Genomic DNA, 15,128 nt, shown 5'->3' on the forward strand with positions numbered 1-15,128 from the left:
CACCAGCTCCGTTCAGGGACGGATGAGCACGGGTGGGATGGCTGGTTCCGCACTCTGGCAGCCGGTACTAAACCGGTAAAGTCCTTATTTCGCCAAGGATGCAGAAGCGTTTACTACACCTGGTCAGCATTGGCCTATACCGGTTTAGGAGTGCGCATGCTGGATGTCACGCCGATCCACGAGGGATGGATCCTGCGGCACGACGGGGCCGCGCTCCCGGCCACGGTGCCGGGCTGTGTGCACACCGATCTGCTGGCGGCGGGGATCATCCCGGACCCGTTCCTCGGGCGCGGCGAGACCGAGGTGGCCTGGGTCGGGCGGCGCGACTGGATGTACGAGACGACGCTCGCTCCGGAGCCGGGCGGGCACGAGCAGACCGACCTCGTGTTCGACGGCCTCGACACCGTCGCCGAGGTCCGGCTCGACGGTCGGCTCCTGGGCGCCGTACGGAACATGCACCGCTCGCACCGCTTCGACGTCACGGGCCTGAGCGGCCGTCTCTCGGTCCACTTCCGGTCCGCGTACGGCGAGGCCGAGGCGGTGCGCGGGCGACTCGGCGAACGGCCGAACGCCTACCCCCAGCCCTTCCAGTACCTCCGCAAGATGGCCTGCTCCTTCGGCTGGGACTGGGGTCCGACCCTGGTGACGGCCGGCATCTGGAAACCGGTGCGTCTTGAGCACTGGACGACGGCGAGGATCGCCCGGGTGCGTCCGCTCGTGACGGTCGAACAGGGCGTGGGGCGCGTCGAGTTGCATGTGGAGGTAGAGCGGTCCCGGGTGGAGGCCGGGCTCACGCTGAGCGCCCGCGTGGGCGGGTTCGAGGCGACCGTGGACGTCGCCGGTACGTGTGCGGTCGTGCGCGTCGACGTGCCGGACGCCGATCTGTGGTGGCCGCGCGGCTACGGCGAACAGCCGCTTTACGAGGTGGAGTTGACCCTCTCGGACGCGGACGGGCCGCTGCACTCCTGGCGTCGTCGCGTCGGCTTCCGGACCGTCGGGCTGGACCGCCGGGAGGACGAGCACGGCTCCGGCTTCACCTTCGTCGTCAACGGCGAGCGGCTCTTCGCCCGTGGCGTCAACTGGATCCCGGACGACGTCCTCCCCTCCCGGATCACCCGCGAGCGCTACCGCACCCGGCTGGCCCAGGCGGCCGACGCCGGCGTGGACCTCGTACGCGTGTGGGGCGGCGGCCTGTACGAGAGCGAGGACTTCTACGACGCCTGTGACGAACTGGGACTGCTGGTCTGGCAGGACTTCCCCTTCGCCTGCGCCGCCTACCCGGAGGAACAGCCCCTGCGCGGCGAGGTGGAGGCCGAGGCCCGCGAGAACGTCGTACGGCTGATGCCGCATCCCTCGCTCGTACTGTGGAACGGCAACAACGAGAACCTGTGGGGCTTCAAGGACTGGGACTGGGAGGGGCGACTGGCCGGGGACTCGTGGGGCGAGGGCTACTACCTGGGCCTGTTGCCGCGTGTGGTCGCCGAGTTGGACCCCACCCGGCCGTACACGGCGGGCAGCCCCTGGTCCGGCTCCTGGGACCACCACCCCAACGACCCGGCGCACGGCACCCATCACTCGTGGGAGGTGTGGAACCGGGAGGACTACGCGGACTACCGGCTCGAAGTCCCGCGGTTCGTGGCCGAGTTCGGCTGGCAGGCGCCGCCCGCGTACGCCACCCTGCGGCGCGCCCTGCCCGGTGAGGTGCTCGCGCCCGGCTCCCCCGGCATGCTGCACCACCAGAAGGCCGACGACGGCAACGGGAAGCTTGTGCGCGGGCTCGCCCGGCACTTCGCCGTGCCCGAACAGGGCTTCACCGAGGCCGACTTCGACCGGTGGCACTACCTCACCCAGGTGAACCAGGTACGGGCCGTCGCCGCCGGGATCGAGCACTGGCGCTCGCACTGGCCGGTCTGCGCGGGCACGGTTCTCTGGCAGCTCAACGACTGCTGGCCGGTGACCAGTTGGGCGGCGATCGACGGGGACGGCCGCGAGAAGCCGCTCCACCACGAACTGAAGCGGCTGTACGCGGACCTGCTGCTGACCCTGCGACCGCGCCCGGACGGGCTCGTACTGGCGGCCGTCAACCAGTCGGCCGAGCCGTGGGCGTGCCGAGCGGTGCTGCGTCGGATGTCGGTGGAGGGCGGGGTCGTGGCGGAGACCGTCGTGGAGTTGGCGGCGGGGGCACGGGCGGTCGCCGATCTGCGCGTACCGGAGGAGCTCGCACCGGTCGGCCCCAAGGAGTTCCTGGTGGCGGACGCGGACGGAAGCCGGGGCGGTACCCCGGGCGCGGGCCGGTCGCGGGCCCTGCACTTTCCCGTCGCCGACCGCGAGATCCCGTACCCCAGGCCGCGGTTCGACGTCTCGGTCGCCGCACCGGGACAGGTCACGGTCACCGCCCACACGCTCGTACGGGATCTGCTGCTGCAGGCCGACCGGCTGTCGCCCTCCGCCTCGGCGGACCGGGGGCTCGTCACACTGCTCCCGGGAGAACAGGTGACCATCGGGGTGCGGGGCTGGGAGACTCTGGGGGATCCGGACGCGGAGACCGTACGCTCCGCCCTGTACTGCGTGGAGCCCGCACGATGACGACACCACCCCGCGTCACGATCAAGGACGTCGCGGCCCGCGCCGGGGTGTCCAAGGGGGCCGTGTCGCTCGCCTTCAACCACAAACCGGGGGTGTCCGAGGCGACCCGGGACCGGATCTTCGAGGCGGCCCGCCAACTGGGCTGGGCGCCGAACCTCGCCGCCCGGTCGCTGGCCGGCCGGCGCGTGGACGTGGTGGGCCTCGCGATCTGCCGGCCGGCGAAACTGCTCGGGCTCGAACCGTTCTACATGGAGTTCATCTCGGGGGTGGAGAGCGTGCTGACCGAGCAGTCGTGCTCCCTGCTGCTGCGGCTGGTGCGCACGGTGGAGGAGGAGGTCGGGCTGCAGGACTCCTGGTGGCGGGGCAAGCACGTCAGCGGGTCGATCCTGGTGGACTTCCGGGCGGACGATCCGCGCGTGGCCGCCGTCGAACGGCTCGGGGTGCCCGTCGTGGCCGTCGGACACCCCTCGCTCACCGGCGGGCTCACCTCCGTGTGGACGGACGACGCGAGCGCCGTCACGGAGGCCGTGCGGTATCTCGCCGCGCTCGGGCACCGGAGGGTCGCGCGGGTCGGCGGGGCGGCCGCGCTGGGGCACACGGCGATCCGTACGGCCTCGTTCGACGCGGCGGCGCGGGCACTGGGGCTGACCGGGGCGTGGCAGGTGGCGACCGACTTCTCCGGGGAGGCGGGGGCGCGGGCCACGCGGTCGCTGCTGACCGCGTCCGCGGCCGACCGGCCGACGGCGATCGTGTACGACAACGACATCATGGCGGTGGCCGGGCTCTCGGTCGCCTCCGAGATGGGGCTTTCCGTGCCGGGGGACGTGTCACTGCTCGCCTGGGACGACTCGCAGCTGTGCCGGCTGACGCATCCGACGTTGTCTGCGATGAGTCATGACGTGCATGGGTTCGGGGCGGAGGTTGCTCGAACGTTGTTCGGCGTCATTACGGGGGTGGGGGGTGGGGGGTCGCATCCTGTGCCCACGCCTGTGCTGACCCCCAGGGGGTCCACAGCTCCGCCCCGCTGAGGGGGTTCCCCCTGAGGCCTTGGGAGTCCCCTTGGGAGGTCCCCTACGGAAGTGATGGTGAGGTCGTTCGGGGGTGCGGGTCCGTCGTGGCCGGCCGCGCAGTTCCCCGCGCCCCTGAAAGCGGGGCTGGGCCCCGGCTTTCATGCCTCGGGGACGCGGAGAACTGCGCGGCCACGCCACCCCGGCCCGCCCCGCGCCTCAGGGCGCGAGGAACCGCGCAACCGGCCCCGGCGCACCCGTGACGCACCCGTACAGGCGGCGAGAGCCATGTGACCTTCGCCGCTCCAGCCTGTGGGGGTGGGCAGGTCGGTTACCCGCAAGTAGCATGGGAGGTGAGCGCGCGCTCAGGGCGTGTGTGTCGCGCAGCAGAGCCATCCCGCATCTGGAGGAGAGCCATCGTGCCTCGTACCGTCAGGGACGTCGTCTTCGTCGACGGCGTCCGCACCCCGTTCGGCAAGGCGGGCCCGAAGGGCATCTACCACGAGACCCGTGCCGACGATCTCGTCGTGAAGGCGATCCGGGAGCTGCTGCGCCGCAACCCCGGACTCGACCCGAAGAAGATCGACGAGGTCGCCATCGCCGCGACCACGCAGATCGGCGACCAGGGTCTGACGCTGGGCCGCACGGCGGGCATCCTGGCCGGGCTCCCGCAGTCCGTGCCCGGATACTCGATCGACCGCATGTGCGCCGGCGCGCTGACCGCCGTGACGACCGCGGCCGGCTCCGTCGCGTTCGGCGCGTACGACGCCGTCATCGCGGGCGGTGTCGAGCACATGGGCCGCCACCCCATGGGCGAGGGCGTGGACCCCAACCCCCGCTTCGTCAGCGACAAGCTCGTCGACGAGTCGGCCCTCTTCATGGGCATGACCGCGGAGAACCTGCACGACCGCTACCCCACGATCACCAAGCAGCGCGCCGACGAGTACGCCGTGCGCTCGCAGGAGAAGGCCGCCAAGGCGTACGCCAACGGCAAGATCCAGCAGGACCTGGTGCCGGTCTCGGTGCGCAACACCAACCCGGAGGTCGGCGAGACGGGCTGGGGCCTGGTCACCGCCGACGAGCCGATGCGCCCGGGCACCACCCTGGAGAACCTGGCAGGGCTCAAGACGCCGTTCCGCGTGCACGGCCGGGTCACCGCCGGTAACGCGGCCGGTCTGAACGACGGCGCCACCGCCTCGATCATCGCGTCCGAGGAGTTCGCCCGCGAGCACGACCTGCCGGTGCGGATGCGCCTCGTCTCGTACGCCTTCGCGGGCGTCGAGCCGGAGGTCATGGGCTACGGCCCGATCCCGGCCACCGAGAAGGCCCTCGCCAAGGCGGGCCTGTCGATCGAGGACATCAACCTCTTCGAGATCAACGAGGCCTTCGCCGTCCAGGTCCTCGCGTTCCTGGAGCACTACGGCATCGCCGACGACGACGCGCGCGTCAACCAGTACGGCGGCGCCATCGCGTACGGCCACCCGCTGGCCTCCTCCGGCGTCCGGCTGATGACCCAGCTGGCCCGCCAGTTCGAGGAGCAGCCGGAGGTCCGTTACGGCCTCACCACCATGTGCGTCGGCTTCGGCATGGGCGCCACGGTGATCTGGGAGAACCCGCACCACAAGGACGCCGGAGGCGACAAGTGAGCACCACTGAACTCCTGAAGGGCGCAGCGGAACTGTTCCCCGACGAGGTCGTGACGTCGGCGCACGTACGCCACCTCGACCTGCCGTTCGGCGCCGGGCGCTTCGCGCTCATCACGCTGGACAACGGCTTCGACCACACCAAGCCGACCACCTTCGGCCCGGCCTCGCTGGCGAACCTGAACGCCGCGATCGACCAGGTGGAGAAGGAGGCGTCGGCCAGCGAGATCATCGGCGTCGGCGTCACCGGCAAGCCGTTCATCTTCGCCGTCGGCGCGGACCTCAAGGGCGTCGAGCTCCTGAAGGAGCACAAGGACGCGCTCGCCATCGGCAAGGGCGGTCACGAGGTCTTCAAGCGGCTGTCCGCCCTCGCGGTCCCGACCTTCGCGTACTACAACGGCGCGGCCATGGGCGGCGGTGTCGAGGTCGGTCTGCACTGCAGCTACCGCACGGTCTCCGCGTCCCTGCCCGCCTTCTCGCTGCCCGAGGTCTTCCTCGGTCTGGTGCCCGGCTGGGGCGGCTGTGCCCTGCTGCCGAACCTGATCGGCGCCGACAAGGCCGTCTCGGTGATCATCGAGAACTCGCTCAACCAGAACAAGCAGCTCAAGGGCGTGCAGGTCTACGAGCTGGGGATCGCCGACGCGCTCTTCGAGGGCGCGGACTTCCTGGAGCAGTCGCTGATCTGGACGGCGTCCGTCCTCAAGGGCGAGATCGTCGTCGACCGCCCGGTCATCGACCGCGGCGAGGCCTGGGACCAGGCCGTCGCCAAGGGCCGCTTCATCGCGGACAGCAAGGTGCACGGGGCGGCCCCGGCCGCGTACCGCGCGCTGGACATCATCGCCGCCGCGAAGAACGGCGACCTCCAGCAGGGCTTCGACGCCGAGGACAAGGCGCTCGCCGACCTGATCATGGGCGGTGAACTGCGCTCCGGCATCTACGCGTTCAACCTGGTGCAGAAGCGCGGCAAGCGTCCGGCGGGTGCGCCGGACAAGTCGCTGGCCCGCCCGGTCACCAAGGTCGGTGTCGTGGGCGCCGGTCTGATGGCCTCGCAGCTCGCCCTGCTCTTCCTGCGCCGCCTTGAGGTGCCGGTCGTGCTGACCGACATCGACCAGGAGCGGGTCGACAAGGGCGTGGGCTACGTCCACGCCGAGATCGACAAGCTGCTCGGCAAGGGCCGGATCAACCAGGACAAGGCCAACCGTCTCAAGGCCCTGGTCACGGGTGTCCTGGACAAGGCCGAGGGCTTCTCCGACGCGGACTTCATCATCGAGGCCGTCTTCGAGGAGATCGGCGTCAAGCAGCAGGTGTTCGCGGAGGTCGAGGCGGTCGCCCCGGCGCACGCGATCCTCGCCACCAACACCTCCTCGCTGTCGGTGACCGAGATGGCGTCGAAGCTCAAGAACCCCGAGCGGGTCGTGGGCTTCCACTTCTTCAACCCGGTCGCGATCCTCCCGCTCCTGGAGATCGTGCGGGGCGAGGCGACGGACGACGCCGCGCTGGCCACGGCGTTCGGTGTCGCCAAGAAGCTGAAGAAGACCGCGGTCCTCGTGAAGGACGCCCCGGCGTTCGTCGTGAACCGCATCCTCACCCGCTTCATGGGCGAGATCCAGAACGTCATCGACGAGGGCACGCCGGTCGCGGTCGCCGAGAAGGCGGTCGAGCCGCTGGGTCTGCCGATGTCGCCGCTGGTCCTGCTGGAGCTGGTCGGTCCGGCGATCGGTCTGCACGTCTCCGAGACGCTCAACCGGGCCTTCCCCGACCGCTTCACGGTCTCTCCGAACCTCGCGGCGGTCGTCAAGGCCGGCAAGCGTGGCTTCTACGTGTACGACTCCGGGAAGCCGGAGCTCGACCCCGAGGTCGCCGCGCTGCTGAAGCAGGGCGATGTCGTTCTGACGGAGGAGCAGGTGCGGGCCCGCGTCCTGGACGCCGTCGCGCAGGAGATCGGGCTCATGCTCGACGAGGGTGTCGTGGCGGAGGCTCAGGATGTCGACCTGTGCCTGATCACGGGCGCGGGGTGGCCGTTCCACCTCGGTGGGATCACGCCCTACCTGGACCGTGAGGGTGTCTCCCAGCGGGTGAACGGCAAGCCGTTCCTGGCCCCGGGCGTGGCGTCGGTCCCGGCGTAGTTTTCCTCGCCCCCGCCGCCCCTACCCGTCCCGTCACTACACGGGGGCTCCGCCCCCTCGCCCCCGAAATCGCGCTCCGCGCTCGTCCTCAAACGCCGGACGGGCTAAGGGATTAGCCCCTCCGGCGTTTGAGGAGCGGGGGTTCGGGGGCAGCGCTCCCGAGACGTGGACGGGAACGGGTAGGGGCGGCGGGGGCGCAATCAGATGCTCTGCCAGGCCTCCAGGGCCAGGCCCGGTTCGGGCTTGCGGTGGGTGAGGAGCAGCGCGCCCGTGGACGGCGCGAGAGTCGCCGCGACCACCCGCCCCTCCGCGTCCTCGGCAAGGGACACCCGCGCGTCAGCGGGGAGTTGGGGGCCCGAGTCGGTCCACCACGCCCCCGCCGACTCCTGCTCCGTCGGATACGCCGCGAACGCGACCCGCCCGCTCGCCGACCGCTGCGCGAGCAGCGTGCAGTCGACTCCGTCGAGCGTGCAGCGGACCGCGGACACCGGTCCCGGCCCCGCACAGCCGAGCAGTTCCACCGGCTCCGCGCCGACCCGCCACGCGCACACCGTGTCGTTCTCGTCCGTGTAGAACAGCGTCACGTGCTCGTCGGAGGTGACCAGCGCCCGCAGGGTCCCCGGCCGCACCGCGACCTTCAGGATCTCCTCGTCGAGGGCGGGGATGTGGCCGGGACCGGCCTGCGTCCAGCGCAGAACGCCGGCCGGCGTGGCCGCGTACAGCTCGACGAGGCCGGACGCGCGGGTCACGGCGGCGAGTTCGCCGGTGACCTCGCGGCCCTTGAGGTCGCGCCAGGGGCCCCAGCCGCCGCGTTCCTTCTGGCCGCGCATGCTGACCCCGCCGCCCTTGTTGCGTACGAAGACATGCGCGCGGCCCTCGGCGTCCACGGTCACGGCCGGTACGCCGGTCTGGTTCCCCTTGGTGTTGGGGTGCCCGAGCGGGTTCCAGTCGAGTGCGGCGAGGTGCGGCCTGAAGTGGGTCGAGTGGACGAGTCCAGCCTCGCCTGCGACGGTGGGACGCCAGGAGACCAGGTGGGCGTAGGCGTCGGCTCCCTGGCCCACGGCGAGCACCGGGTTGAGGCGCTGGTCGCCGCCGACCGCGCGGGGTGCCGTCCAGGGGCCGCCGGGACGCTGTTCGGCCCAGCACCACACCGCTTCGTCCCGCGGAGCGTAGGCGCTGAGTCTGCCGTCCCGGCCGCGTATGAGCCAGGTGCCGTTGAGTGTGCGGACCATTGACACTCCCCCACTCTAATCGGGCCGTGTGATCGCCCTCCGTGCGACCCTGGCCCGATGGACGCTCCTCCGCTTGTGATCGTCGATGCCGCCAATGTGGTCGGGTCGGTGCCCGACGGCTGGTGGCGCGACCGCCGGGGCGCCGCGGAGCGCGTACGGGACCTGCTCGTGCCGTACGCGGCCGAGGGCCTCCCGGGCCTTCCCGGGCCCCTGGAGCTGGTCCTCGTGGTCGAGGGCGGCGCCCGCGCAGTGACCTCCGTGCCCGGGGTACGGGTCGAGGCGGCGCCCGGCAGCGGTGACGACCGCATCGTGGAGCTGGTCGCCGAACACCCGGACCGCTCGCGCCTGGTGGTCACGGCGGACCGTGAACTGCGGCGCAGGGTGACGGAGTTGGGCGCCGAGGTCACGGGTCCGAGGACCGTCCGCCCGTGACCTCGCAGGCGCTGACCGGCTTCCTGACTAGCCCTGCTCGGCGGCTGCCTTCCGGTCCCGGCCGAGGCGGCTGTGCGAGCGGCCGTAGACGAAGTACACGAGGAAGCCGATGGCCATCCAGATGCCGAATCGCAGCCAGGTCTCGGCGGGCAGGTTCAGCATCAGCCACAGCGAGGCGAGGACGGAGACGATCGGCAGGATCGGCACCAGCGGGGTGCGGAAGGCGCGCGGCAGGTCCGGGCGGGTGCGACGCAGGATGATCACGCCGATCGCGACGACGACGAACGCGAACAGCGTGCCGATGTTCACCAGCTCGGCGAGTTCGCTCAGGCTGGTGAAGCCCGCGACGATCGCGATGATCACGCCGAGCAGGATGGTCGGCCGGTGCGGGGTCCTGAAGCGCGGGTGGACGTGCGAGAAGAAGCGCGGCAGCAGTCCGTCGCGGCTCATCGCGAAGAAGACCCGGGTCTGGCCGAGCAGCAGGATCATGCAGACGGTGGTGAGGCCGACGGCGGCGCCGAAGCTGATGAAGCCCGCGTACCAGGGGTGGCCGGTGGCCTTGAAGGCGTCGGCGAGCGGGGCGTCCACGGACAGCTTGGTGTAGTGCTGCATGCCGGTCACGACGATCGACACCGCGACGTACAGCGTGGTGCAGATGAGGAGTGAGCCGAGGATGCCGCGGGGCATGTCGCGCTGCGGGTTCCTGGTCTCCTCGGCGGCCGTGGCCACGACGTCGAAGCCGATGAAGGCGAAGAAGACGACGGAGGCGGCGGTGAAGATGCCCATCACGCCGAAGTTGGAGGGCGCCCAGCCGAACATCAGCTGGATCAGCGGCGAGTCGAGACCGCTGCCCGCCTCCACGGGCTTCGCCTTCGGGACGAACGGGTCGTAGTTGTCGCCCTTGATGAAGAAGGCACCCGCGATGATCACGACGAGGACGACGGTCACCTTGATGGCGACCACGACGGCGGTCACCCGCGCGGAGAGCTTCGTGCCGACCACCAGGATGGCGGTGAGCACCAGCACGAGGGCGGCGGCGAGGATGTCGAAGCCGAAGCCGTCCGCCCCCTCTCTCCCGCTGAGCGCCGCGGGCAGATGCCAGCCCGCGTTGTCGAGCAGCGAGGCGATGTAGCCGGACCAGCCGACCGCGACCACCGCGGTGCCGAGCGCGAACTCGAGCACGAGGTCCCAGCCGATGATCCAGGCGGGCAGTTCACCGAGGGAGGCGTAGGAGAAGGTGTACGCGGAGCCGGCCACGGGGACCGTGGACGCGAACTCGGCGTAGCAGAGCGCGGCGAGCGCGCAGACGACCCCGGCCACGACGAAGGCCAGGGCGACGGCGGGACCGGCGTTGTTCTTGGCGACGGTGCCGGTGAGGACGAAGATGCCGGTGCCGATGATGACACCGACCCCGAAGACCGTCAGATCCAGGGCGGACAGGGATTTTTTGAGCGCGTGCTCCGGTTCCTCGGTGTCCTGGATGGACTGCTCGATCTTCTTCGTCCTGAAGAGGGTGTTGCTCACGGGCGTACCTCCCACGCTTGTCGTCCTCGACATGATCGAGAGGGTGCGTGGTCCGTATGCCCCGGCGCGTGGGGATTCACGCGAATGGGCCGGTTCAGCCACCGTAAAGGGTGCGGAACCGGCCCATGCGGGTGTGTGCCGTCGGGTGGGTCAGTCGCGGGCGGGCTCCGGTGTGGCGTGGGCCTGGTCGTACCGTCCGTCGAGCTTGGAGACCAGACCGGTGACCTGGCGGGCGATGTCCGGTGCGGTCAGTCCGATCTCGGCCATGACCTCCTTGCGGGAGGCGTGGTCGAGGAAGCGCGGCGGGATGCCGAAGTCGCGCAGGGGTACGTCGACGCCCGCGTCGCGCAGGGCCTGGGCGACCGCCGAGCCGACGCCGCCGACGCGGGAGTTGTCCTCGACGGTGACGACCACGCGGTGCCGCTCGGCGAGCGGGGCCATGGCCTCGTCGACGGGCTTGACCCAGCGGGGGTCGACGACGGTGGTGGAGATGCCCTGCTGGTCGAGGAGACCGGCGATCTCCAGGCACATGGGCGCGAGGGCGCCGACCGAGACGAGGAGCACGTCCGGGGTGTCGGTGCCGGGCTCCCGCAGGACGTCCATGCCGCCGACGCGGCCCACGGCGGGCACGGCGGGGCCGACGGCGCCCTTGGAGAAGCGGACCACGGTCGGCGCGTCCGTGACCTCGACGGCCTCGCGCAGCTGGGCGCGGACCTGGTCGGCGTCGCGCGGCGCGGCGAGCCGCAGGCCCGGGACGACCTGGAGGATCGACATGTCCCACATGCCGTTGTGGGAGGCGCCGTCGGTGCCGGTGACGCCGGCCCGGTCGAGCACGAAGGTGACTCCGCACTTGTGCAGGGCCACGTCCATCAGGACCTGGTCGAAGGCGCGGTTGAGGAAGGTCGCGTAGACCGCGAAGACGGGGTGCAGTCCGCCGGTGGCGAGGCCCGCGGCGGAGACGGCGCCGTGCTGCTCGGCGATGCCGACGTCGTAGATGCGGTTCGGGAAGGCGTCCGCGAACTTCTTCAGGCCGACCGGCTGGAGCATGGCCGCCGTGATCGCGACGACGTCCTCGCGCTCCTTGCCGAGCGCGACCATCTCGTCGCCGAAGACGGAGGTCCAGTCGGCGCCCGAGGCCTTGACGGGCAGGCCGGTGTCGGGGTGGATGGGGCCGATGCCGTGGAAGCGGTCCGCCTCGTCGAGCAGGGCGGGCTGGTAGCCGCGGCCCTTCTCGGTGAGGCAGTGCACGATGACCGGGCCGCCGAAGCGCTTGGCGCGTGCGAGCGCGGACTCCAGGGCCTCCATGTCGTGCCCGTCGATGGGCCCGACGTACTTCAGGCCGAGGTCCTCGAACATGCCCTGCGGGGCGATGAAGTCCTTGAGGCCCTTCTTGGCGCCGTGCAGGGTCTCGTAGAGGGGCCTGCCGACGACGGGAGTGCGCTCCAGGAGGTCCTTGCCGCGGGCCAGGAAGCGCTCGTAGCCGTCGGTGGTCCGCAGGGTCGCCAGGTGGTTCGCGAGGCCGCCGATGGTGGGCGCGTACGACCGCTCGTTGTCGTTGACGACGATGACGAGCGGGCGGTCCTTGGCGTCGGCGATGTTGTTGAGCGCCTCCCAGGCCATACCGCCGGTGAGCGCCCCGTCGCCGATGACGGCGACGACGTGGTGGTCGTCCTTGCGCAGCACCTCGTTGGCCTTCGCGAGGCCGTCGGCCCAGCCGAGGACCGTGGAGGCGTGGCTGTTCTCGATGACGTCGTGCTCGGACTCGGCCTGGGAGGGGTAGCCGGACAGGCCGCCCTTCATCTTCAGCTTCGAGAAGTCCTGGCGGCCCGTGAGCAGCTTGTGGACGTAGGACTGGTGTCCGGTGTCCCACAGGATCCGGTCCTTGGGGGACTCGAAGACCCGGTGCAGGGCGATGGTGAGTTCGACGACGCCGAGGTTGGGGCCGAGGTGGCCGCCGGTCTTGGAAACCGCGTCGACGAGGAAGGTCCTGATCTCGTCGGCGAGCTGATCCAGCTGCTCCGGGCTGAGCCGGTCCAGATCGCGCGGTCCCTTGATGCGGGTCAGCAGCGGCACCCCGTGCCTCCTTGCAGTAGAGCGATTGCCGGGCCTGTCGAGTCTAATGTTCCGTCTTTCACCACGACGCCCGGGCTGTGCGTCATACATCACGCGTTCGGCCGTAAATCATCTCGCCCCCGGCTGCCCCACCAAACGCCCCAGACCACACAAAAGTGCCCGGCACCACGAGGGTGCCGGGCTCTCAAGCCCCGCTGTCGGGCCCCGTAAGGGGCGCGGGCCCGTGACGTCTGCGGCTCCGCCGCGGGGCGCGACCAGCCACAACGGCCCCGCGGCCCCCCGACGGACAGCAATCCTCACCACCGTCGGGGCAACCGCAGACCGTTACGCGCGGCCCGCGGTCTTCTGCGTCTTCCGCGTGATCGAGTCGATGACGACCGTGGCCAGAAGCACACCACCAGTGATCATGTACTGAACCGGCGTGGCGATGCCCTCAAGGGCGAGGCCGTACTGGATCGAGGTGATCACCATGACACCGAGCAGCGCGTTCCACGTGCGGCCACGGCCACCGAAGAGGCTGGTGCCGCCGATGACGGCCGCCGCGATGACGTTCATCAGGAGGTCACCGGCACCGGCGCTCTGGTTGGCCGCGGCGATCTTCGAGGCCCAGAACAGACCGCCGACGGCGGCGAAGAAGCCCGCCAGGGCGAAGACCGAGACGCGGACCGCCGTGACGTTGATGCCCGCACGACGGGACGCCTCGACGCTGCCGCCGAGTGCGAAGATCTTGCGGCCGTAGCTCGTGCGGCGCAGTACGAAGTCGCTGATGACCAGGACCAGCACGAACAGCAGCAGCGCCAGCGGCAGACCCTTGTACTGGTTGAACATGATCGCGGCGGCGAACGCCACGATCGCGAGCAGGGCCGTGCGCATGATGAGGTCGCCGAGCGGCCGGGACGGGATGCCCGCGGCCTCGCGGCGGCGGCTGTCCAGGAAGCTGGTGACGAAGAAGAGCACCACGGCGACGAGCGCGAGGCCGTAGGCGGCCGCGACGTCCGAGAAGTAGTACGTGGTCAGCTTGCCGACCACGCCGTCACCGTCGATGTTGATGGTGCCGTTCTCGCCCAGGATCTGGAGCATGAAGCCGAGCCAGAACAGCAGGCCCGCCAGGGTGACCGCGAACGCGGGGGCGCCGATCCGGGCGAAGAAGAAGCCGTGGAGCGCGCCGATGGCCGCACCGCTCGCGAGGGCGATGAGGACGGCCAGCCACTCGTTCACACCGTGGGTGACGCTGAGCACCGCGGTGATGGCGCCCGCGACACCGCTGACCGAGCCGACCGACAGGTCGATCTCGCCGAGCAGCAGCACGAAGATGATGCCCACCGACATCATGCCGGTGGCGACCATCGCGACGGCGATGTTGTTGAGGTTCTCGGCGGAGAGGAAGGCCGAGTTCAGGCTCTGGAAGATGATGCAGATGGCGATCAGGCCGAGGACGACCGGGACGGATCCCAGGTCGCCACCCTTCATCTTGCGCTTGAACTCGCCGACGTAGCCGGCCAGGCCCTGCTCGCGCACGAGCAGCCGGGGGTCGACCACGGTCACCGCGTCGGCGGCGGCCTCGGGGTTCGCGACGGCGTGCTCGTCCGTGCTGGCGGAGGTCTTGTCGATGCTCACTTCTGAGCCTCCCCGTTGCTGCGCGCCGCACGGCGGGTCACGGCGTTGTCCGTGGCACCGGTGATGGCGGAGATGATCTCTTCCTGCGAGGTCGCCTTGACCTCGAAGACTCCGTTGTTGCGGCCGAGCCGGAGCACGGCCACCTTGTCGGCGACGGCCTTCACATCGGCCATGTTGTGGCTGATGAGGAGGACGGCGTGGCCGCGCTCGCGCAGCCGCTCGACCAGGTCGAGGACCTGGGCGGTCTGCTCGACACCGAGGGCCGCGGTGGGCTCGTCGAGGATGACCAGCTTGGGCTCGCCGAGCATGGAGCGGGCGATCGCCACGGTCTGGCGCTGACCGCCGGAGAGCGAGGCGATCGGGATGCGCACGCTGGGAATGCGGATCGACAGCGTCTGGAGCAGTTCGCGTGAGCGGCGCTCCATCTCGACCTCGTCCAGGATGCCGCGCTTCTTCAGCTCACGGCCCAGGTAGAGGTTGCCGACGACGTCGATGTTGTCGCACAGCGCGAGGTCCTGGTAGACGGTCGCGACGCCCAGGTGCTGGGCGTCGTGCGGCTTGTTGATCTGGACGGCCTTGCCGTCCCATTCGATGACACCCTCGTCGATGGGGTGCACGCCGGCGATCGTTTTCACCAGCGTGGACTTTCCGGCGCCGTTGTCGCCGACCAGGGCAACCACCTCACCGGCGTGGACCTCGAGCTCGACGTCGGTGAGCGCCTGAACGGCACCGAATCGCTTCGAGACCCCGCGCAACGCCAGAACAGGCGTAGCGGACACGTTGACCATCTCCTTCGCCGCCTGACCCGGCGGGAGGTTGTGCAGAAGAATTGGGGGGAGTGAAGTGTTCCGTCCGGCGCCCCGCCCTAGCTTGCGGGGCTGGTGATTG

The 15,128-nt window shown here is 70.5% G+C and carries 10 protein-coding genes; 5 read left to right on the forward strand and 5 right to left on the reverse strand.

The features are described 5' to 3' along the window. Positions 1 to 156: 156 nt before the first annotated feature. The 4 genes from OHS59_RS11750 to OHS59_RS11765 all read left to right on the forward strand — a co-directional run bounded on the left by OHS59_RS11750 (position 157) and on the right by OHS59_RS11765 (position 7,362). Positions 157 to 2,586, forward strand: a complete 2,430-nt coding sequence (locus OHS59_RS11750) for a glycoside hydrolase family 2 protein (RefSeq protein ID WP_328493348.1) — start codon at positions 157 to 159, stop codon at positions 2,584 to 2,586. Beyond that, the gene (locus OHS59_RS11755) at positions 2,583 to 3,614 is read left to right on the forward strand and encodes a LacI family DNA-binding transcriptional regulator (protein ID WP_328493349.1); all 1,032 of its coding nucleotides are present in this window, start codon (positions 2,583 to 2,585) and stop codon (positions 3,612 to 3,614) included. The genes OHS59_RS11750 and OHS59_RS11755 overlap by 4 nt, the downstream gene beginning before the upstream one ends. Before the next feature lie 398 nt (positions 3,615 to 4,012). After that, positions 4,013 to 5,239, forward strand: coding sequence for a thiolase family protein (locus OHS59_RS11760; protein ID WP_328493350.1), 1,227 nt, complete (start codon positions 4,013 to 4,015; stop codon positions 5,237 to 5,239). Beyond that, positions 5,236 to 7,362 (forward strand): 3-hydroxyacyl-CoA dehydrogenase NAD-binding domain-containing protein, encoded by a 2,127-nt coding sequence (locus OHS59_RS11765; protein WP_328493351.1) that lies wholly within the window; start codon positions 5,236 to 5,238, stop codon positions 7,360 to 7,362. Before OHS59_RS11760 ends, OHS59_RS11765 begins: the two co-directional genes overlap by 4 nt. Positions 7,363 to 7,562: 200 nt before the next feature. On the opposite strand, the gene OHS59_RS11770 is transcribed toward OHS59_RS11765, so the two are convergent. Continuing rightward, entirely contained in the window at positions 7,563 to 8,594 is a 1,032-nt protein-coding gene (locus tag OHS59_RS11770; RefSeq protein ID WP_328493352.1) for a hypothetical protein, read from the reverse strand. 57 nt (positions 8,595 to 8,651) lie between these two features. Here OHS59_RS11770 and OHS59_RS11775 point away from each other — a divergent pair, with 57 nt between their 5' ends. Next, the gene (locus OHS59_RS11775; protein WP_328493353.1) at positions 8,652 to 9,026 is read left to right on the forward strand and encodes an NTP pyrophosphohydrolase; all 375 of its coding nucleotides are present in this window, start codon (positions 8,652 to 8,654) and stop codon (positions 9,024 to 9,026) included. A gap of 27 nt (positions 9,027 to 9,053) precedes the next feature. Here the strand turns inward: OHS59_RS11775 and OHS59_RS11780 are convergent, their stop codons facing one another. From OHS59_RS11780 to OHS59_RS11795, 4 genes are all read right to left on the reverse strand, one after another. Then, entirely contained in the window at positions 9,054 to 10,550 is a 1,497-nt protein-coding gene (locus OHS59_RS11780) for an amino acid permease (protein WP_328493354.1), read from the reverse strand. A 150-nt stretch (positions 10,551 to 10,700) separates the two neighbouring features. After that, positions 10,701 to 12,623: a 1-deoxy-D-xylulose-5-phosphate synthase gene (gene dxs, locus OHS59_RS11785; protein ID WP_328493355.1), complete on the reverse strand. Its 1,923-nt coding sequence runs from the start codon at positions 12,621 to 12,623 to the stop codon at positions 10,701 to 10,703. 324 nt (positions 12,624 to 12,947) lie between these two features. Further along, positions 12,948 to 14,240 carry a sugar ABC transporter permease gene (locus tag OHS59_RS11790; RefSeq protein WP_328493356.1) on the reverse strand — a complete coding sequence of 431 codons (1,293 nt, stop codon included), beginning with the start codon at positions 14,238 to 14,240 and terminating at the stop codon, positions 12,948 to 12,950. Continuing rightward, positions 14,237 to 15,028: an ATP-binding cassette domain-containing protein gene (locus tag OHS59_RS11795; protein ID WP_189777611.1), complete on the reverse strand. Its 792-nt coding sequence runs from the start codon at positions 15,026 to 15,028 to the stop codon at positions 14,237 to 14,239. The genes OHS59_RS11790 and OHS59_RS11795 overlap by 4 nt, the downstream gene beginning before the upstream one ends. Positions 15,029 to 15,128 lie beyond the last annotated feature (100 nt).

Origin of the sequence: Streptomyces sp. NBC_00414 (assembly GCF_036038375.1) — a bacterium.
GTDB lineage: Bacteria > Actinomycetota > Actinomycetes > Streptomycetales > Streptomycetaceae > Streptomyces.